Origin of the sequence: Pseudomonas sp. 8BK (genome assembly GCF_902506475.1) — a bacterium.
Taxonomy (GTDB): Bacteria; Pseudomonadota; Gammaproteobacteria; order Pseudomonadales; family Pseudomonadaceae; genus Aquipseudomonas; species Aquipseudomonas anguilliseptica.
Genome location: NZ_LR733252.1, coordinates 1,470,156 through 1,486,876, shown reverse-complemented (window position 1 = coordinate 1,486,876; position 16,721 = coordinate 1,470,156). Strand labels below are relative to the sequence as shown.

The 16,721-nt window shown below is 63.4% G+C and carries 16 protein-coding genes; 6 read left to right on the top strand and 10 right to left on the bottom strand.

Annotated features, from left to right (window positions below; translation table 11 throughout):
* Window positions 1-7: 7 nt before the first annotated feature.
* Window positions 8-1,234, bottom strand: coding sequence for an NADH:flavin oxidoreductase/NADH oxidase family protein (locus tag ACIN8IBEIGE_RS06795; RefSeq protein ID WP_160013983.1), 1,227 nt, complete (start codon window positions 1,232-1,234; stop codon window positions 8-10).
* Between the two features lie 77 nt (window positions 1,235-1,311).
* Here ACIN8IBEIGE_RS06795 and ACIN8IBEIGE_RS06790 point away from each other — a divergent pair, with 77 nt between their 5' ends.
* From ACIN8IBEIGE_RS06790 to ACIN8IBEIGE_RS06775, 4 genes are all read left to right on the top strand, one after another.
* Complete coding sequence (locus ACIN8IBEIGE_RS06790) at window positions 1,312-1,728, top strand: MerR family transcriptional regulator (protein ID WP_090378815.1); 417 nt, start codon at window positions 1,312-1,314, stop codon at window positions 1,726-1,728.
* A gap of 124 nt (window positions 1,729-1,852) precedes the next feature.
* Window positions 1,853-2,824, top strand: a complete 972-nt coding sequence (locus tag ACIN8IBEIGE_RS06785; RefSeq protein WP_160013982.1) for a hypothetical protein — start codon at window positions 1,853-1,855, stop codon at window positions 2,822-2,824.
* Between the two features lie 94 nt (window positions 2,825-2,918).
* Window positions 2,919-3,092 (top strand): hypothetical protein, encoded by a 174-nt coding sequence (locus tag ACIN8IBEIGE_RS06780; protein ID WP_167360343.1) that lies wholly within the window; start codon window positions 2,919-2,921, stop codon window positions 3,090-3,092.
* 95 nt (window positions 3,093-3,187) lie between these two features.
* Window positions 3,188-4,501, top strand: coding sequence for an FAD-binding oxidoreductase (locus tag ACIN8IBEIGE_RS06775; protein ID WP_160013981.1), 1,314 nt, complete (start codon window positions 3,188-3,190; stop codon window positions 4,499-4,501).
* A gap of 188 nt (window positions 4,502-4,689) precedes the next feature.
* Here ACIN8IBEIGE_RS06775 and ACIN8IBEIGE_RS06770 read toward each other — a convergent pair whose 3' ends face one another.
* Together ACIN8IBEIGE_RS06770 and ACIN8IBEIGE_RS06765 are read right to left on the bottom strand one after the other, a co-directional pair.
* Window positions 4,690-6,672 carry an alkaline phosphatase D family protein gene (locus ACIN8IBEIGE_RS06770; protein ID WP_160013980.1) on the bottom strand — a complete coding sequence of 661 codons (1,983 nt, stop codon included), beginning with the start codon at window positions 6,670-6,672 and terminating at the stop codon, window positions 4,690-4,692.
* An 80-nt stretch (window positions 6,673-6,752) separates the two neighbouring features.
* Window positions 6,753-7,436 carry a Crp/Fnr family transcriptional regulator gene (locus tag ACIN8IBEIGE_RS06765; protein WP_160013979.1) on the bottom strand — a complete coding sequence of 228 codons (684 nt, stop codon included), beginning with the start codon at window positions 7,434-7,436 and terminating at the stop codon, window positions 6,753-6,755.
* An 89-nt stretch (window positions 7,437-7,525) separates the two neighbouring features.
* Between ACIN8IBEIGE_RS06765 and ACIN8IBEIGE_RS06760 the strand changes: the two genes are divergently transcribed.
* Window positions 7,526-8,050, top strand: a complete 525-nt coding sequence (locus ACIN8IBEIGE_RS06760; RefSeq protein WP_160013978.1) for a DUF962 domain-containing protein — start codon at window positions 7,526-7,528, stop codon at window positions 8,048-8,050.
* A 166-nt stretch (window positions 8,051-8,216) separates the two neighbouring features.
* On the opposite strand, the gene ACIN8IBEIGE_RS06755 is transcribed toward ACIN8IBEIGE_RS06760, so the two are convergent.
* Both ACIN8IBEIGE_RS06755 and ACIN8IBEIGE_RS06750 read right to left on the bottom strand, forming a co-directional pair.
* The gene (locus tag ACIN8IBEIGE_RS06755) at window positions 8,217-8,960 is read right to left on the bottom strand and encodes a hypothetical protein (RefSeq protein WP_160013977.1); all 744 of its coding nucleotides are present in this window, start codon (window positions 8,958-8,960) and stop codon (window positions 8,217-8,219) included.
* Between the two features lie 102 nt (window positions 8,961-9,062).
* Window positions 9,063-9,875: a helix-turn-helix domain-containing protein gene (locus ACIN8IBEIGE_RS06750; protein ID WP_090378798.1), complete on the bottom strand. Its 813-nt coding sequence runs from the start codon at window positions 9,873-9,875 to the stop codon at window positions 9,063-9,065.
* A gap of 126 nt (window positions 9,876-10,001) precedes the next feature.
* On the opposite strand from ACIN8IBEIGE_RS06750, the gene ACIN8IBEIGE_RS06745 reads away from it, so the two are divergent.
* A complete protein-coding gene (locus ACIN8IBEIGE_RS06745; RefSeq protein ID WP_160013976.1) occupies window positions 10,002-10,430 on the top strand; it encodes a hypothetical protein in 429 nt (142 codons plus the stop codon).
* On the opposite strand, the gene modC is transcribed toward ACIN8IBEIGE_RS06745, so the two are convergent.
* The 5 genes from modC to nirB all read right to left on the bottom strand — a co-directional run bounded on the left by modC (window position 10,416) and on the right by nirB (window position 16,370).
* Window positions 10,416-11,558, bottom strand: coding sequence for a molybdenum ABC transporter ATP-binding protein (modC, locus tag ACIN8IBEIGE_RS06740; protein ID WP_160013975.1), 1,143 nt, complete (start codon window positions 11,556-11,558; stop codon window positions 10,416-10,418). The genes ACIN8IBEIGE_RS06745 and modC overlap by 15 nt on opposite strands.
* Window positions 11,555-12,247 carry a molybdate ABC transporter permease subunit gene (modB, locus tag ACIN8IBEIGE_RS06735; protein ID WP_160013974.1) on the bottom strand — a complete coding sequence of 231 codons (693 nt, stop codon included), beginning with the start codon at window positions 12,245-12,247 and terminating at the stop codon, window positions 11,555-11,557. Before modB ends, modC begins: the two co-directional genes overlap by 4 nt.
* A gap of 157 nt (window positions 12,248-12,404) precedes the next feature.
* Window positions 12,405-13,151 carry a molybdate ABC transporter substrate-binding protein gene (modA, locus tag ACIN8IBEIGE_RS06730; RefSeq protein WP_160013973.1) on the bottom strand — a complete coding sequence of 249 codons (747 nt, stop codon included), beginning with the start codon at window positions 13,149-13,151 and terminating at the stop codon, window positions 12,405-12,407.
* A 286-nt stretch (window positions 13,152-13,437) separates the two neighbouring features.
* Window positions 13,438-13,815 (bottom strand): nitrite reductase small subunit NirD, encoded by a 378-nt coding sequence (nirD, locus tag ACIN8IBEIGE_RS06725; protein ID WP_160013972.1) that lies wholly within the window; start codon window positions 13,813-13,815, stop codon window positions 13,438-13,440.
* Entirely contained in the window at window positions 13,815-16,370 is a 2,556-nt protein-coding gene (gene nirB / locus ACIN8IBEIGE_RS06720) for a nitrite reductase large subunit NirB (protein ID WP_160013971.1), read from the bottom strand. The genes nirD and nirB overlap by 1 nt, the downstream gene beginning before the upstream one ends.
* Window positions 16,371-16,721 lie beyond the last annotated feature (351 nt).

Here is a 16,721-nt window from a genome sequence, read left to right as displayed (position 1 = left end):
CACTAAATCAGCCCGCCGCCATCAGGCGTTTGTACTGACGGGTGCGCCGCGCGCTTTTCAGCTGCTCCAGCAACAGTGCGCGCAGCGGTGAAACCCCGGCGTGGGTGTGCTTGCCCAGGCTGAGCTGGCGCAGCTGGAATTTCACCACCGCCATATAGGCCAGAGAGGCCAGCGCCTTGTGCTTCCAGCGAATCGCCGGCAGTTCGGCACTGCTGGGCTGCCCGGCCTGCCACTGTTTGGGCAGCGCCGGGTTGATCGCCAAAGCCGTAGCTATCCCGGCCATGGCCACGCCGCTGGCCAACACCTGCTCGACCACTGGCAAACGCCGGATACCACCGGTGACCATCACCGGCATCGTCGCCACAGCGGCAATCTCACCGGCAAACTCGAGAAAGTAGGCCTCACGTGCCAGGGTGCGGCCGTCACGCGCATCGCCCTGCATGGCCGGCGCTTCATAACTGCCGCCGGACAGTTCGACCAGATCAACCGCCTGTTCATTGAGCAGCTGCACCACGCGCTTGGCATCAACCGCATCGAAGCCGCCACGCTGGAAGTCCGCCGAGTTGAGCTTGACCGCCACACAGAAGTCCGCTGCCACCACCGCGCGCACCGCCTTGACCACCTCAAGCAGCAGCCGCGCGCGGTTCTCCAGGGAGCCGCCCCAACTGTCCGTGCGTTTGTTGCTGATGGGCGAAAGAAACTGGCTCAGCAGATAGCCGTGCGCCGCATGGATCTGCACGCCGGTAAAGCCGGCCTGTTCGGCCAACTGTGCGGTGCGCGCAAAGCGCTGAATCAGGTCCTGAATTTCCACCTCATCCAGCGCCTTGGGCAGCGGGAACATCTTCGACAGGCCGCCCAGCTCCAGGGCCACGGCCGAGGGGGCGACGGTCTGCTGGCCAAGGTTGGCCTGCATCTGCCGGCCGGGATGATTGATCTGCATCCACATCTGCGCACCCTGGGCGCGGCCGATACGTGCCCACTCGCGAAATTTGTCCAGCTGGCGCTCGTCTTCCAGTACCACGCCGCCGGGGCCGGTCATGGCGCGGCGATCGACCATCACGTTGCCGGTCAGCAGCAACCCGGCGCCGCCTGCGGCCCAGGCCTGGTAAAGCCGCAGCAGCTCGGCGGACGGGCCCTGGCTGGCGTCGGCGAGGTTCTCTTCCATCGCCGCCTTGGCGATGCGGTTGGGAATGTAGGTCCCGTTTGGCAGTTGCAGCGGTTGGAAGGCAGTCATGGCGTACTCCAGGGTAGCGGGAGTAGCAAGGCTAAGGTTAAAGTCAACTTTAAGGTCAATACCCCGGAGCACAGATTATGAAAATTGGTGAACTGGCCAGCCGCAGCGGTCTGGCTGCCTCGCGTATCCGCTTCTACGAAGCCAGCGGGCTGATCAGTGCCCAGCGTCAGGCCAACGGTTATCGCAGCTATACGGAACAAACACTGCAAGCCCTGGGCATTATCAGCTGCGCCCAGCAGACCGGTTTCAGCCTGGAGGAAATCCGCCGCCTGCTGCCCGATGCCAACGCCGAGGGCTGGGCGCATGAGCAGATGCTCGACAGCCTGCAACGCAAGGTCGTCGAGATCGAGGCAATGCAACAGCGTCTGGCGCAGAACAAGGCGCAGCTGCTGAACATCATCGCCACCATCGAGAACAAACCAGAGGGCATGCCCTGCACGGAAAACGCCGAGCGGGTGCTCGCCAATCTGCGTGACACGCGCGCCAGTCAGTAGGTCCATACCTGCCGTCTGCTGCCGGCGGAAGCCGCTAGCCGCGCGCCTATACTCAAGCCACAGGGGGAATAACTTCAGCACTCCATTGGAGTAGGGGCTGGTACCCAGCAGGCGGAGGCTTGCCATGTCGAGTCCGCGCGTCGTTCTGCTCGCCCTGCTGCTGGCAGTGGCGAGTTGTGCCAGCAATCCGCCGATTCAGGTAAGTGCGAGCACCTGGCAGCAGGTCGACCGCGACATCAGCGTGCTGTCACGCAGCGCGGCGCAGCAGGCGCGCGAGCATGCCCTGCTGTCGATGGAGCAGTGGATGGACCTGGTCTACCAACAGACCGACGAGGAATTTATCCCCTGGTTTTCCGGCTACTGGACGCAGCAATGGATGGGCATCAAAGTTTCCTGGTACCGACTCAGTAACGGCGGCGCGAAGGAGCCCAGCGTCAGGCGCCTGGCCTTGTACCTGCAGGAGCAATACCGCGAGCGCGTGCTGGAACCGGTCGCCGAGACCGACGACCCGCAGCAGATCATGGCGCGCAGTACCTGGCTCTACCTTCAGCATCTCGATGAAAACCTGCCGCGCATTGCGCAACAACATGACCTGCCACGCGAGCAGTTCCAGCAGCGCCTCAGGGCCATCCCGGCCATCACCCAGGCACCCGGCGCATCGCTGTATGAACTGCTGCACGCAGAACCGCTCACCGAGTTGCCGGCTTATAGCGCCTTTATCGAACGCATCCGCAACGCCCCGCGCGGCCTCGGCGACTGGTCGGCGGATCCTGGAATTTCCGCCGTGGCGCAACAGACCAGCGAGCGTCTGATCGACGACCTCGCAGTCAGCGGCGCAGCCGGTGCCGTATCCGCGCTGATCGGCGGCCCGGCCGGCACCACGGTGTCCCTCGGTGTGGCGCTGTTTACCGCCGTCTCGCGGGAAAGTACCCGGCCAGCCAGCGAGGCGCAGCTGCGCAAGAACCTCAACGAAGCCTTCGATGATGAGTGGCTGGAGCTGATGCGCAGCACCGAGCATGGCGTGCTGGCCGGCGTGCATCAACTGTCCGGGCAGATCGAGCGCGGCCTCAGGGTACCGTTTCGCTATCAACCATAAGCCTGACCCGCCCCCTGATTGTTTAGCCAGCAGCAACCTGAATATGTGAAAAACACGATTTAACCAACAGTCACCGGCGTGCGAGTCTGCCCGCATGAGTGAATCGATAGCCAATCTGCGCCGCACCTTCCGCTTCTGCCTGCACAGGGCCGAGCGGAGCTTTGGCCTGGATCGACTCAATCCGCTATTGGCGGAGATCCTCGCCTTCTGGGCCCTGTGGCATTGCCGCCACGCGCGCCCGCCGGATGCCCTGAGCCTCTCGCGCTAATCACTTCAGCCGCCTGCCTACGTCCGTGCTGCCTGCGCCTGGCGCGAGCTGACGAACCGCTGCCTGCATCGCTATCCGTACTCAGGAACCGCCTTATGAACGCCGCCATCAAACCCGTAACCCCCGCCGCTGTACGTTGCCCGTCCTACTACAGCGCCACCCTCAATGAAGAAACCGACTACCCGACCCTGCAAGGCGAGGTCAGCGTCGATGTGGTGATCATCGGTGGCGGTTTTACCGGCGTGGCGTCTGCCGTGGAGCTGGCCGAGCGCGGCCTCAAGGTGGCGATTGTCGAAGCCAACAAGATCGGCTGGGGCGCCACCGGGCGCAACGGCGGGCAGGTCACTGGCAGCCTGTCGGGCGATGCGGCAATGACCAAGCAGATGCGCAACACCCTCGGCGAGGAGGTGGAAGATTTTATCTGGCACCTGCGCTGGCGCGGCCACGAGATCATCAAGAACCGCGTGGAGAAGTACGGCATTCAGTGCGACCTCAAGCACGGGCACCTGCATGCGGCGATGAAGCCCACGCATATGCAGGAGCTCGAAGCCACCTACGCCGAAGCGCAGCGCCGGGGCATGGGCGCTGACGTCACCCTGCTCGACCGCGCCGGGGTGCGCAGCCACCTGGCCAGCGACCTGTACAGCGGCGCCCTGAAGAACACCCGCAACATGCACCTGCACCCGCTGAACCTGAGCATCGGCGAAGCCAAGGCCGCCGCCAGCCTGGGCGCGCTTATTTTCGAGCACTCCGAAGTGCTGGAGATTGTGCATGGCGCCAACCCGGCGGTGGTCACCGCCCAAGGCCGGATCAACGCCAAGCAGGTGCTGCTGGCCGGCGACGTGTACCACAAGCTGGAGCCGAAAAAGCTCAAGGGCATGATCTTCCCGGCCATGGGCGGCATCGTCACCACCGCGCCGCTGGGCGAGCTGGCGAAGGAAATCAACCCGCAGGACCTGGCCGTGTACGACTGCCGCTTCGTCCTCGATTACTACCGCATGACCGCCGATGGCCGTCTGCTGTTTGGTGGCGGCTGCAACTATTCCGGACGTGATTCACGGGATATCGCCGGCGAGCTGCGCCCCGGCATCGAGCAAACCTTCCCGCAGCTCAAGGGCGTCGACATTGATTTTCAGTGGAGCTGCGCCATGGGCATCGTGATCAACCGCATCCCGCAGCTGGGCAAGCTCTCGGACAACGTCTGGTACTGCCAGGGCTACTCCGGCCACGGCATCGCCACCACCCACATCATGGGTGAAATCATGGCCAACGCCCTGACCGGCACCCTGGGCCACTACGACACCTTCGCCGCCTGCAAGCACATCAAGGTGCCGCTGGGTGATGTGTTCGGCAACCCGATGCTGGCGGCAGGCATGTGGTACTACCAGATGCTGGAAAAGCTGCGCTAAGACTCCCGCGGATCTGCTGCGCGTCGGCGATACGGCGTTAGAAATGGCCCCGGGAAGCCGCTTGCGGCTAACGCGCTTTAGCGCGGCCCGAAGGGCGAGTGAACGAGTACTGCTCATTTACAACCCGTAAACTCCGCGTCCTCGGCCATTTCTGCCTTGTCTCGCTCTAGCTCGCGAGATCCGAAATGCTAGTCCGCTCGACTGCAACTGAGTACGGCTTGGCTGGCCGGCGCCTTATCGCGATCATCGACAAACGCCACCGCCGGCGAGCCATCGGCATTCAGCTGGTAGATCGCACTGGGCTGGCCTTGCTCGTTGAAAAACACCTGACCCAGCCCCGCACCATTCCACAGACGTTCGCCGGCCTTGCTGCGCGAGGGGATGCGCGGTTTGACCTGCATACGCCGGCGCGTGGTCAGCCAGTTGAGCGGTGACCAGGGCGCATACAGCCAGCGGTTGAGGCGGTCAAACCAGTCGAGCAAGCGTGGTGGGAATTCGTTTTTCAAGCCGCTGCTGGTGATCTGCCAAAGCTTCGGCCCGCGTTTGCGCTGGCGGATCAGCACCTCGTAGACAAACGAGTAATGCACATCGCCGGAGAGAATCACGTAGTTACCCGGCGTGCGCGAGTGGCGGAAGATGTTCAGCATCACCTGCGCCGCGCCCCGGTGGGCCATCCAGTTTTCCGCGTCGACCATCAGCGGATGGCCGGCCCAGCTGAATACCTTCTGGATGGTCTCGATCAGCTTGACGCCGAACATCGGCGCCGGCGATACGATGATCGCCGACGGATGATCAAGCAGCTCCTGCTGAAACTCGCACAGCGCTTCCCAATCCAGCAGACCGGACGGCCGCTTGAGGTTGCGCTCGCTGCGCCAGCGCCGGGTGCGGGTGTCCAGCACCACCAGCGCCGGTGTGCTCGGCAGAACGAATTGCCACTGGTGATAACTCAGCAGGCTGTCGATCAGCGCGTCCTGCGGCTGACTGTCCATGTGGTTGGCAGCATCGCGGCCCTCGGTCATCGCGCGGATCATCTGCAATTGCTCAGCAAACACATCCGGGTTATTGCCCCAGCCCTGGCACAGCAGGTAGGCGATCAGCGCATTGCCGATAATGCGCTTGGAAAACGGGTGGCCGTAGGCGGTTTCTTCCCACTGCGCGGAAAGGTTCCAGTCATCGGTGATGTCGTGATCGTCGAAGATCATCAGCGTCGGCAGGTGGGCGAGGGCGCGGGCGACCTGGCCCAGACCGCCGCGAAAGGCTTCGATGCGCTCACGCTCGGCCTGATAACGCGGCACTTCCTCGGCGCTCAGCGCCGGTATCTCGGCATCCAGCAAGGTCCATGGCGTCGGCGACCAGACCAGCAGGTACATGGCCAACACTTCGGCGCAGGTCACCAGGTGGTTGTCGGCGCTGCTGGTGGTGAACACCGGCTTTTCCACGCCGCCGAAGAAGCGCTCGCGCAGGGTTTCATTGCTTTTCAGCGCCGGCAGCAGCTCGGTGCGCTGGTAGTAGCTGGCCGGGTGCTGGTACAGCGCCGTGCTGTCATCGACCACCGCACCTTGCAGATGCTCGCCGAACAAACCCAGGCGCTCGATCACCTGATGAATCGCCCGCAGCAGCGGCCCGCTGACATCGTCGGCGTAGATCTGATCGCCACTCATCAGCAGCAAGGCCGGGCGCTGCTCGGGCGCATGTGCTTCAGCCAGCAGACGGTCAGCGCAAAGCAAACCATCGGCCGCAGGGTGATGCGGCTTGCGGCAAGAGCCGTGCAGCAGATGATCCAGCTGCGCGCGCAGGACGAAATTGGCCTGGGTCGCGCCGTCGTACAGCAGGTGCGGCGCCCAGTCAGCGATACCCAGCGCGGCCTGATCCGGCTGTTCGATCAGCAGGTCGTAGTCGATCTGCACTTCGCAGGGCAGCGGTGCGTCCAGTTTCAGATCAATCAGGTGGATAAACGCCTGCTCACCCATCTGGATAACCTGGCAGCTGTCACCTTGCAGCGGCAAGCGCTGTGCCTCGGCTGCGTCGCCATGGCTCAGCTGCAGGCTCAACGTCAGCGGCCTGCTGCCGACCAGCCAGAGCACCAGGCGCTGCGCCTCCATGCGGCGCAGCAGCGGGCCGGCCAGCACCAGGGGCAGGTCAGCAGGAGCAACAGCGGGGGCGGTCGGCATCAGGGCGTCGTGCTCTATCAATGAGTGTTCGGTAATAGAGCGCCATTCTGCGCCAGAGGTTCAGTCTTTGCAGCCGCTGCCTACTGCGCCGCCTGACGCAAGCGCGGCAGATCGAGCAGCTCGATCTCGCCATAGGTCAGACGCAGAATGCCTTGGGCTTCCAGCTCCTTGAGGATCTGGTTGGTGGTCTGCCGGGAGATCGCCAACATCAGCGCCAACTGCTCTTGCGGCAAGTGCAGCACCCGGCGCGGCTCGCCCTCGCCGTAGTTTTCCGAGATCAACAGCAGGCGCCGAGCCAGGCGTGGGGCGGCGGGCAGCAGGCTCATTTCTTCCAGGGCGATAAATGCCAGGCGCAGTTTCTGGCTCATCAGCAAGGCGAAATCACGCCAGTACTGTGGTTGCTGGGCAAGCAGCGCCAGTAGCGGCGCCTGCGGCACCAGCAACAAGGTGGTGGGCCCTTCGGCAAAGGCATCGTGGGTGCGTGGCTGGCCATCGAACAGCGAGATTTCGCCAAACCAGTAGGGCGGCTCGACCAGGGTGAGCAACGCTTCCTTGCCGGTGGCACTCACGGCACCAATGCGCATGCCGCCCTCGACCACCGCATACAGGCCACAGGGTTTGTCGCCCCGACGAAACAGCACCTGCCCGGGCGCCAGCTGTTGCACCTGGGCAGCCGCCAGCAGCGCCTCCTGCAGCGCGGCGGGCAGGGCGCTGAACCAGTGGCCCTGACGCAGACGCGCCTGATAGCTATGGGCGCTACTCATCGCCGGCAGCCTGTTTGTCGGCTAGCTGACAGAGCACTGCGTGGGCGTGGGTTCATGCTGGCCACCTGTCTTGCATGAGGAAAATAATAATGAAAACCCTGGTTGATCATCTGGCTCAATACGCGGCCTATCACCGCGACCAACGCAATATTCTCAGCCACTTTATCGGTATTCCACTGATCGTTGTGGCGGTGGCCGTGCTGCTATCACGCCCCGGCTTCGAGCTGCTCGGCCTATGGCTGTCCCCCGCGCTGCTGGTGGCCGTGGCGGCGGGCGTGTTCTACCTGCGCCTGGACCTGCGCTTCGGCCTGCTGATGGCACTGCTGTTGCTGCTCAGCCTGTGGGCAGCGGCCGGCCTGGCCGTGCAATCGACGGCGCTGTGGCTGAGCAGCGGCATCGGCCTGTTCGTGATCGGCTGGATCATCCAGTTTGTCGGCCATTACTACGAAGGGCGCAAACCGGCGTTTGTCGACGACGTGATGGGCCTGGTCATCGGCCCGCTATTCGTCGCCGCCGAAGCGGCCTTCCTGCTGGGCCTGCGCAAAGAGGTTGAACAGGCCATCGTCGAACGCGCCGGGCCGACCTGTATTCGTGAGAAGAAAGCCACTGCCTGAACTACTAGGCCGCCATCGGCGGCCTCCTAGAACCGATCCGGGTCTCGCGAGCTAGAGCGAGACAAGGCAAAAATGGCCGAGGGCGCGGAGTTTACGACTGTAAATGAGCAGCCCGAGGCCATTTTTAACGCAGTATCGCCGACGCGCAGCAGATCCATGACAGACCTCAATACATCGCCATCCATTGCGTGGTCAGTGAGCGGGTATGGCGATACACGGTGATCGGCGCAAATGGTCGACCCGAGGCGCTCTGCAGGGCGCTGCTCTGGCTATTGAGGTCAACCAGCGCGGCCTTGAGGTAATCCCAGCGGGTTTTCAGTTTGCCGATCTGCGGGTCGGCCTTGCCGTCCAGCGCGGCCAGTTGCTCATCCACCGACGGCACGATCTTGCGTTCATCCTGACCGAGGTAGGTGTCGGGCTGCTCGCGAGCGGTTTCGAAATTGCCGAAGTAGGCGCGGCTGAGGTACTGCACTGAGAGGTATTCAAGCTTGGCGGACAGTTCGCTGTCATCCGGGCCGGCCAGCTTGCGGGTTTCCTCGAGCACACCGAGCAGAGCCTTGCTCAGGTCCTCGGGGTAGCGCCAGGGCATGTCATCTTCACTCGGGCCGAAGGCTACGCCACGACGAATCTGCACCACCAGTTCCTGATGAGCGCTGCGCAGGGCATCGCTGTTTTGCGGCAGGCTCTGCACCGCAGCGGCCAGGGCCTGCAGATCAGTTTCCAGGGCGTCCTGGTGTTTCTTTTGGAAACCCTCTCCGCGTAACAGCATCAGGCTGCTGGTAACCCGACTGGCCTGCACCTGAACCTGTTCCTGGGGGGTCACGGCCTGGGCAAAGGTCAGCGGCGAGAGACCGCTCAACAACCCGATAACCGCGAGCAATAGCGAGCGAGACAGCGTTGTAGAACGCATACGAGGTGTGCTCCTTATTATTTTTGTGAGCAGTGCTGAACCAGGTCAGCTTATACAATCGCGCGCCACAGGGTACTGCACTGAATACTGGAGAAAAGCAGCCTAAAGAGTGATTTCGTCGGAAAGATGCGTCGATTCGGCCAAGTCACGCAGGTACTGCGCGCTGAAGGCATCGGCCGGGAAGAAGGTTTCCAGCGCCAGTTCCGCCAGGGTGATGTCGTTGGCGGTGCCGAATACCGTGGTCGTGCCGATCAGGCTGATCACGCCCTGCTCGCTGACAAACTGCAACGGCATCAGCACCGTGTCGCTGTCGAACTGCGCGGGTGCCGCCGGCCCCGGATAGGCGTTCAGCTCATCCCATAACGCTTGCAGCTGAGCATCACCGCTGGCCTGAAAATCGCGCTGCAACCGCGCCAGCAGGTAGGCGCGCCACGCGCCCAGGTTGACGATGCGCGGCGCCAGGCCACCCGGATGCAGACTCAAGCGCATCACATTGATCGGCGGTACCAGCAGCTCCGGGGCCAAGCCGAGCAGAAAGGGTGCCACGGCGCTGTTGGCCGCCAGCAGGTTCCAGTGGCGGTCAATGGTCAGTGCCGGGTAGGGCTCATGGGCCTTGAGCAGCAGTTCGATGGCGGTTCGCGCGGCGGCCATGGCTGGCTCGGACAGCTCATGCTGAGTAAACAGCGGTGCATAGCCGGCGGCGCTAAGCAGCCTATTGCGCTCGCGTAGCGGAATATCCAGCTGCTCGGCGAGCAACAACAGCATCTCGCGGCTGGGCTGGGCGCGCCCGGTTTCGACGAAACTCAGGTGGCGGGTGGAAATATCGGCCTCGCAGGCGAGGTCGAGCTGGCTCAAACGACGATGCTGACGCCACTGGCGCAGCAGGGCCCCGACGGGCTGGCTTTGGCTGTTCATGGGCAGCGAAGATAAACCAGCGAGGTCAATTCAGCCATTACCTGCGAGGTAATCGACGCGACGCGCGGATCGGCGAAATCTAAGGGCCAACCCGCCATTTCGGCGGTCCTTTGTGGAGACTTCACCATGACCACCTTGCAACCTTCGCTGTTACTGCGCCGCGCCCTGCTCGCCGATGGGCTGGTCGGTGTGGCCACTGCCGCACAAATTCTGCTGCTGGCAGACTGGCTCAGCAGCCTGCTGGCTCTGCCGCGTGAGCTGTTGATCGGCGCGGCCCTGGTGCTGCTGCCGCTGGCGACCTTTCTGCTCTGGCTGTCGCGCCGTGAAAGCATGTCGCGGGCGGCGGTCTACAGCGTGCTCGGCCTGAATGCACTGTGGGTGCTACACAGCGGGCTGTTACTGCTCAGCGGCTGGATCGCACCAAACCTGCTCGGCTACGCCTTCGTGATCGTCCAGGCCATTGCCGTGCTGGTATTTATCGAGCTGGAGTGGCTTGGCCTGAAACGCTCGCAGGTCGTGCCCAGCGCGTTCACCCAGGCATCAGTGGGTGCTTAACAGTGACACCGACTTGACCTGCGCCCACAGCAACTGCTCGCGCTGGATCTGCAGGCGGTCGAAGGAGTAACGGGTGATGCGGGCGATCAGCTGCTCGCCACCCACCTGCACACGCACCAGCACATGGGCCTGCTCGGCGACCTTGATCCAGTCCAGCACCCGTGCCGGCAACAGGTTGAGCACGCTGCTGTCCTCGGCCTGTTGCAGGCTCAGGCTGACATCGCGCGCCTTAACCTTGATCCGCACCGACTGGCCCAACGGCAGCGACCCGTGGGGTAAGCGCAGGTTGATCTGGCTATCCGGCAATTGCAGGTAGAGCAGCCCGTAGGCCTGATCATGCGCGGTAACCACACCGTCGACCACCGCTTCGGCATCGTCCTCAAAAACAAACGGCAGGTCGGCGCGCAGCAGGGTTTCCTTGAGCGGGCCGCTGGCGCTGACCTGGCCGTCCTCGAGCAGCACCAGGTGATCGGCCAGGCGCGCCACTTCATCCGGCGAATGACTGACGTAGACAATCGGAATTTCCAGTTCCTGATGCAGGCGCTCCAGGTAGGGCAGCACCTCCTGTTTGCGTTTGAGGTCGAGGGACGCCAGCGGCTCATCCAGCAGCAGCAAGCGCGGGCTGGTCAGCAGAGCGCGGGCGATACCGACGCGCTGCTGCTCGCCGCCAGACAGCTTGTCCGGCAGGCGCTCCAGCAGATGCTCAATGCCAAGCAATTCCACCGCCTGCTCCAGGGCAATCCGCCGCTGCGCTGCGGGGATGCGCTGCAAGCCGTACTGCAGATTGCGCCGCACCGTAAGGTGGGCAAACAGGTTGGCATCCTGAAACACGTAACCCACGGCGCGTTGATGCGCAGGGACGAAGATGCCCTGGGCGCTGTCCTGCCATAGCTCGCCGTTGACCTGCAGGCAGCCTACGCTCGGCTGGTCCAGCCCGGCAAAACAGCGTAAGCAACTGGTCTTGCCCGAGCCGGAATGACCGAACAGCGCGCTGACCCCGCGACCGGGCAGGTTCAGCTGAACATCCAGGGTAAAACCTGGGTGTTCAACCTTGAAACGCGCTTGGATTTCACCCGCCCCAGCAACTGTGCGGATCGCCGGATTGCGCCGTGCCAATGGCCAGATCATTGCCACACCCGCGTACTGCTGCGCCCGCTGCTTCGTCCAGAGTAGAGCGCCAGCAGCACGATAAAGGAGAACAGCACCATGCCGCCCGCCAGCCAGTGGGCCTGGGCGTATTGCATGGTTTCCACATGGTTGTAGATCTGCACCGACGCCACCTGGGTCTTGCCGGGGATATTGCCGCCGATCATCAGCACCACGCCGAACTCACCCACGGTATGGGCGAAGCCGAGAATCGCAGCGGTGACGAAACCCGGCCTAGCCAACGGCAACACCACCGTAAAGAACGCATCCCAAGGCCCGGCACGCAGCGTCGCCGCCGCTTCCAGCGGGGCAAGGCCAATCGCCTCGAAGGCGTTCTGCAGCGGCTGCACGACGAAGGGCAGGGAGTAGAACACCGAGCCGATCACCAGCCCGGTAAAGGTAAATGTCAGGGTGCCGAGGCCGAGGCTCTGGGTCAGCTGACCGATAAAACCGTGCGGCCCCATGCTCACCAGCAGGTAGAAGCCGATCACCGTCGGCGGCAGCACCAGCGGCAAGGCGACGATGGCGCCAATCGGCTGCTTCCAGCGCGAGCCCGTGCGCGCCAACCACCAGGCAATCGGCGTACCGATCAGCAGCAACAACAGGGTGGTCAGCGATGCCAGCTCAAGCGTCAGCAGTACCGCGGCGAAATCAGCTTTGCTCAGTGGCATCGCAACAGCCTTTTTAGAACCTGTTTTACGAGCTAGCGAGCTAGAGCTCTGCAAGGCAAAAACAGGCGAGGAAGCGGAGTTTACGAGCTGTAAATGAGCATTCCGAGCCTGTTTTTAACGCAGCAGGGACGACGCGCAGCAGATCGTAAACGGGTTCTTAGAGTTGGTAGCCGTAAGACTTGATGATCTTCGCCGCCTTCTCGCCTTTCAGGTACTCGGTCAGGGCTCCAGCGGCCGGGTTATGTTCGCCCTTCTTGAGGATCAACGCATCCTGCTTGATCGGCGTATGCATCTGCGCCGGCACCATCCAGGCCGAGCCACTGCTGAGCTGGCCATCCTTGTACACCTGCGACAGCGCAACAAAGCCCAGCTCGGCGTTGCCGGTGGCAATAAACTGATGCGCCTGGGTGATGTTCTGCCCTTCGACCAGCTTGTCCTTGACCGCCGCACTCAGGCCCAGCTTGTCCAGCACTTCGGTGGCCGCCAGGCCGTAAGGAGCGGCTTTCGGGTTGGCGATCGCCAGATGTTTGTACTGATTGGCCTTGAGCACTGCGTCGCTGCCATCCAGATAACCCGGCTTGGCAGACCACAGCACCAGGCTGCCAACTGCATAGGTAAAGCGCGAACCGCTGACGCCCAGGCCTTCGCTGTCGAGCTTGGCCGGGGTGCTTGCATCGGCACTTAAAAACACCTCGAACGGCGCACCGTTCTGAATCTGTGCATACAGCTGGCCAGTGGCACCGAAGGAGGCGAGCACGCTGTGCCCGGTGTCTTTCTCGAACTCGGTGGCAATCACCTTCAGCGGCGCGGTGAAGTTGGCGACCACTGCGACCTGCACCTGCTCAGCCAGGGCATGGCTGCTGAAAATCAAGGCGGCGAACATCACCGCGATACGAACTTGCATGGATAACTCCTGAGTGTGCCGCCGCTGGCAACGGCTGTACTGTAGACGCTGATTCGCCGGGCTACTCTACCCTCGCTATATCTCACGATATACAGCGATTTGCGCAATAAACCACTTAGCAAAGCAACAAAAACAGGGCTGCCGAGATAATCGACAACCCTGCTACGCAGGCATCAGCGCTGCGGGCTGAGGTGCATAAAGCCAATTACTGACTCAATAGTCAAGTAACGCTCTATTCCGCTCGCATGCCGAGACTGACTGGCGTCAGCCCCGCTCGCCCATCGCCTTAGCTCAGCCCGATCTCCACCCGGTCGCCCTGCAAGCGTACCGGCCAGGTGCGCAGTTGCTGCTCCGGGTATTCCAGGCAGCTGCCGTCTTCCAGGCGGTAGTGCTGTTTGTACAGCGGCGCGGCGATCACCAGGTCGCCAGCCAGGCTGCCGACGATGCCGCGACCGATGACGTTGGCGCCGGACTTGGGGTCGCGGTTATCGACGGCATACAGCTGTTTGCCGCTGGTCTCGTCTGGCAGATAGAACAGCGCCACCTGGGCGCCGTCGACCCAGGCGACCACACCGGAATTGGCCACCAGATCGGCACGGCTGCACAGAGCGTGCCATTGCACGCGGGTTTGCTCGACTGTTGCGGTTGCGCTCGACTGGCCCATCAGACCACCTCCTCGGCTGGAATAAGTTGCAGTTCGGCGGCGCTGATCGGGCGGCGCTGGCCGCGTTCCTCGACAAACTGGATATCCGGGTCGCCACCCTTTTCGTTGACGAAGGTGCGGAAGCGCTTGAGCTTCTCCGGGTCCTTCAGGGCGTTGGCCCATTCGCACTCGTAGCGGTCGATCACCAGCTGCATCTGCGCTTCCAGTTCGGCGCCAAGACCCAGGCTGTCGTCGATGATCACTTCCTTGAGGTAATCCAGGCCGCCTTCCAGCGACTCGCGCCACACCGAGGTGCGTTGCAGGCGGTCGGCGGTGCGCACGTAGAACATCAGGAAGCGGTCGATGTAGCGGATCAGGGTGGCATCATCCAGGTCGGTGGCGAACAGCTCGGCGTGGCGGGGACGCATGCCGCCGTTGCCGGCGACGTAGAGGTTCCAGCCGTTCTCGGTGGCGATCACGCCGACGTCCTTGCTCTGCGCCTCGGCGCATTCGCGGGTGCAACCGGAGACGGCGAACTTGATCTTGTGCGGCGAGCGCAGGCCCTTGTAGCGGTCCTCCAGCAGCAGCGCCATGGCCACGCTGTCCTGCACGCCGTAGCGGCACCAGGTGCTGCCTACACAGCTTTTCACCGTGCGCAGCGACTTGCCGTAGGCGTGGCCGGTTTCGAAGCCGGCGGCGATCAGTTCGGCCCAGATATCCGGCAGTTCGTGCAGCTGCGCGCCGAACAGGTCGATGCGCTGGCCGCCGGTGATCTTGGTGTAGAGGTCGTATTTCTTCGCCACCGCGCCGATGGCCAGCAGGCCGTCCGGAGTGATCTCGCCACCGGGAATACGCGGCACCACCGAGTAGGTGCCGTTCTTCTGCATGTTGGCCATAAAGGTGTCGTTGGTGTCCTGCAGCGGCACCAGCGCCGGGTCGGTGATCGAGCGGTTCCAGCAGGATGCGAGGATCGAGCCCACCGCCGGCTTGCAGATGTCGCAGCCGACATGGCCGCGGCCGTGCTTGGCCAGCAGTTCTTCGAAGCTCTCGATGCCTTCAACGCGGACGATGCCATACAGCTCCTGGCGGGTGTAGGCGAAGTGCTCGCAGAGGCTCTTGTCCACCACCACGCCACGGGCGGTCAGCTCGTGCTCGAACACCTGCTTGAGCAGCGCCGAGCAGCCGCCGCAACCGGTAGCAGCTTTGGTGCAGGCCTTGAGCCCGGCGAGGTCGCCGCAACCGCCGTCGATGGCGGCGCAGATCGCGCCCTTGCTGACGTTGTGGCAGGAACAGATGGTCGCAGTGTCCGGCAGCGCATCGGCGCCCAACGCCGGGGCGCCTTCGCCTTGCGGCAGGATCAGGCAGGACGGGTCGGCCGGCAGCTTGATGCCGTTCTGCACGTACTGCAGCAAGGTGTCGTAGTAGCTGTTGTCGCCGACCAGCACGGCACCGATAGCCTGCTTGCCGTCGGCCGATACGACCAAGCGGCGGTAGCTGGCGTTGGCTTCGTCGATAAAGCGGTAGCTGCGCGAGCCGGCAGTAGCGCCGTGGGCATCGCCGATAGAGCCGACGTCGACGCCGAGCAGCTTGAGCTTGGTCGACATGTCCGCGCCCATGAACGGCTCGCTGTCTTCGCCGCACAGCTGGGTGGCAACGCTGCGGGCCATCTGGTAGCCCGGAGCGACCAGGCCGAAGATGCCGCCGTTCCACGCCGCGCACTCGCCGATGGCAAAGATAGCCGGGTCGCTGCTGCGGCACTGGCTGTCGATGGCCACGCCACCGCGCGGGCCGAGTTCCAGACCGCACTGCTTGGCGATGGCGTCCTGCGGGCGGATGCCGGCGGAGAACACGATCAGGTCGGTCTCAAGGAACTCATCCCCAGCGAAGTTCATCCGGTAGCGGTATTCGCTGCCCGGGGTGATCGACTGGGTGCCGCGCGACAGGTGCACGCTGACGCCCAGGGCTTCGATCTGCGCCTTCAGCGCCAGGCCGCCGTGGTCATCCAGCTGCACCGGCATCAGCCGTGGGGCGAATTCCACCACATGGGCTTCCAGGCCCAGGGACTTCAATGCGTTGGCCGCTTCCAGGCCGAGCAGGCCACCGCCAACCACTACGCCACGGCGCGCGCTCTTGGCGGCGGCCTGAATGGTGTCGAGGTCGGCCAGGGTGCGGTAGACCAGGCGCGAATCGCCTTCGGCGCCTTCAATCGGCGGCACGAACGGGTAGGAGCCGCTGGCCAACACCAGCTGGTCGTAGGGGAAGCTGCCTTCGGCGGTGATCACTTCACGACGCTCGCGATCGATCTCCAGCACCGGCACGCCAAGGTGCAAAGTGACCCCAGGCGTCTGGTACAGCTCAACCGTGCTGAGCGCCAGGGATTCGGCATCACGGCCGGTGAAATACTCGGAGAGGTGCACGCGGTCATAAGCGCGCAGCGGCTCTTCGCTGAACACCTGCACGCGGTACTGCGCCAGCGCGCCACGCTCGATCAGTTGCTCGACGCAATGGTGGCCGACCATGCCGTTGCCGATGATGATCAGCCGTTGCTGGTCTGTGGAGGTATCTGTGCTGTTCATGGCATTTCCCGGCCGAAGCTCATCAGGTTTTTCTGCGGCAATAAAAAAGGCGCCTGAAACCTTGCGGTTTCAGGCGCCTTTGCCTGTTCTGTGCGGTGCCTGCGAGTGGCACCTGATTACCCATTGCCTAAAGAGGCTGACGATCGCCATTGATCGAATGGGCGGCCCGAATGTGGCGGGCTCGCTGAGGCTCATGCAGCGCCTGTGCCAGTTTCCCCACAGCGACCTGCGGCCCGCATTGCAGCAGGCTACAGGCGCAGTTGCAGGCTCACCTGCCCGGCGCGATAAAGACCCAAAAAGAGGCGAGCATAGGTCTATGCGCCCCATTATGAGTCGCTTCTCGGTAGACCT

Excerpts from the sequence above, each read along its gene's own strand:
- ACIN8IBEIGE_RS06795 (WP_160013983.1), bottom strand. The coding sequence starts at position 1,234 with ATGACTGCCTTCCAACCGCTGCAACTGCCAAACGGGACCTACATTCCC.
- ACIN8IBEIGE_RS06790 (WP_090378815.1), top strand. The coding sequence starts at position 1,312 with ATGAAAATTGGTGAACTGGCCAGCCGCAGCGGTCTGGCTGCCTCGCGT.
- ACIN8IBEIGE_RS06785 (WP_160013982.1), top strand. The coding sequence starts at position 1,853 with ATGTCGAGTCCGCGCGTCGTTCTGCTCGCCCTGCTGCTGGCAGTGGCG.
- ACIN8IBEIGE_RS06780 (WP_167360343.1), top strand. The coding sequence starts at position 2,919 with ATGAGTGAATCGATAGCCAATCTGCGCCGCACCTTCCGCTTCTGCCTG.
- ACIN8IBEIGE_RS06775 (WP_160013981.1), top strand. The coding sequence starts at position 3,188 with ATGAACGCCGCCATCAAACCCGTAACCCCCGCCGCTGTACGTTGCCCG.
- ACIN8IBEIGE_RS06770 (WP_160013980.1), bottom strand. The coding sequence starts at position 6,672 with ATGCCGACCGCCCCCGCTGTTGCTCCTGCTGACCTGCCCCTGGTGCTG.
- ACIN8IBEIGE_RS06765 (WP_160013979.1), bottom strand. The coding sequence starts at position 7,436 with ATGAGTAGCGCCCATAGCTATCAGGCGCGTCTGCGTCAGGGCCACTGG.
- ACIN8IBEIGE_RS06760 (WP_160013978.1), top strand. The coding sequence starts at position 7,526 with ATGAAAACCCTGGTTGATCATCTGGCTCAATACGCGGCCTATCACCGC.
- ACIN8IBEIGE_RS06755 (WP_160013977.1), bottom strand. The coding sequence starts at position 8,960 with ATGCGTTCTACAACGCTGTCTCGCTCGCTATTGCTCGCGGTTATCGGG.
- ACIN8IBEIGE_RS06750 (WP_090378798.1), bottom strand. The coding sequence starts at position 9,875 with ATGAACAGCCAAAGCCAGCCCGTCGGGGCCCTGCTGCGCCAGTGGCGT.
- ACIN8IBEIGE_RS06745 (WP_160013976.1), top strand. The coding sequence starts at position 10,002 with ATGACCACCTTGCAACCTTCGCTGTTACTGCGCCGCGCCCTGCTCGCC.
- modC (WP_160013975.1), bottom strand. The coding sequence starts at position 11,558 with ATGATCTGGCCATTGGCACGGCGCAATCCGGCGATCCGCACAGTTGCT.
- modB (WP_160013974.1), bottom strand. The coding sequence starts at position 12,247 with ATGCCACTGAGCAAAGCTGATTTCGCCGCGGTACTGCTGACGCTTGAG.
- modA (WP_160013973.1), bottom strand. The coding sequence starts at position 13,151 with ATGCAAGTTCGTATCGCGGTGATGTTCGCCGCCTTGATTTTCAGCAGC.
- nirD (WP_160013972.1), bottom strand. The coding sequence starts at position 13,815 with ATGGGCCAGTCGAGCGCAACCGCAACAGTCGAGCAAACCCGCGTGCAA.
- nirB (WP_160013971.1), bottom strand. The coding sequence starts at position 16,370 with ATGAACAGCACAGATACCTCCACAGACCAGCAACGGCTGATCATCATC.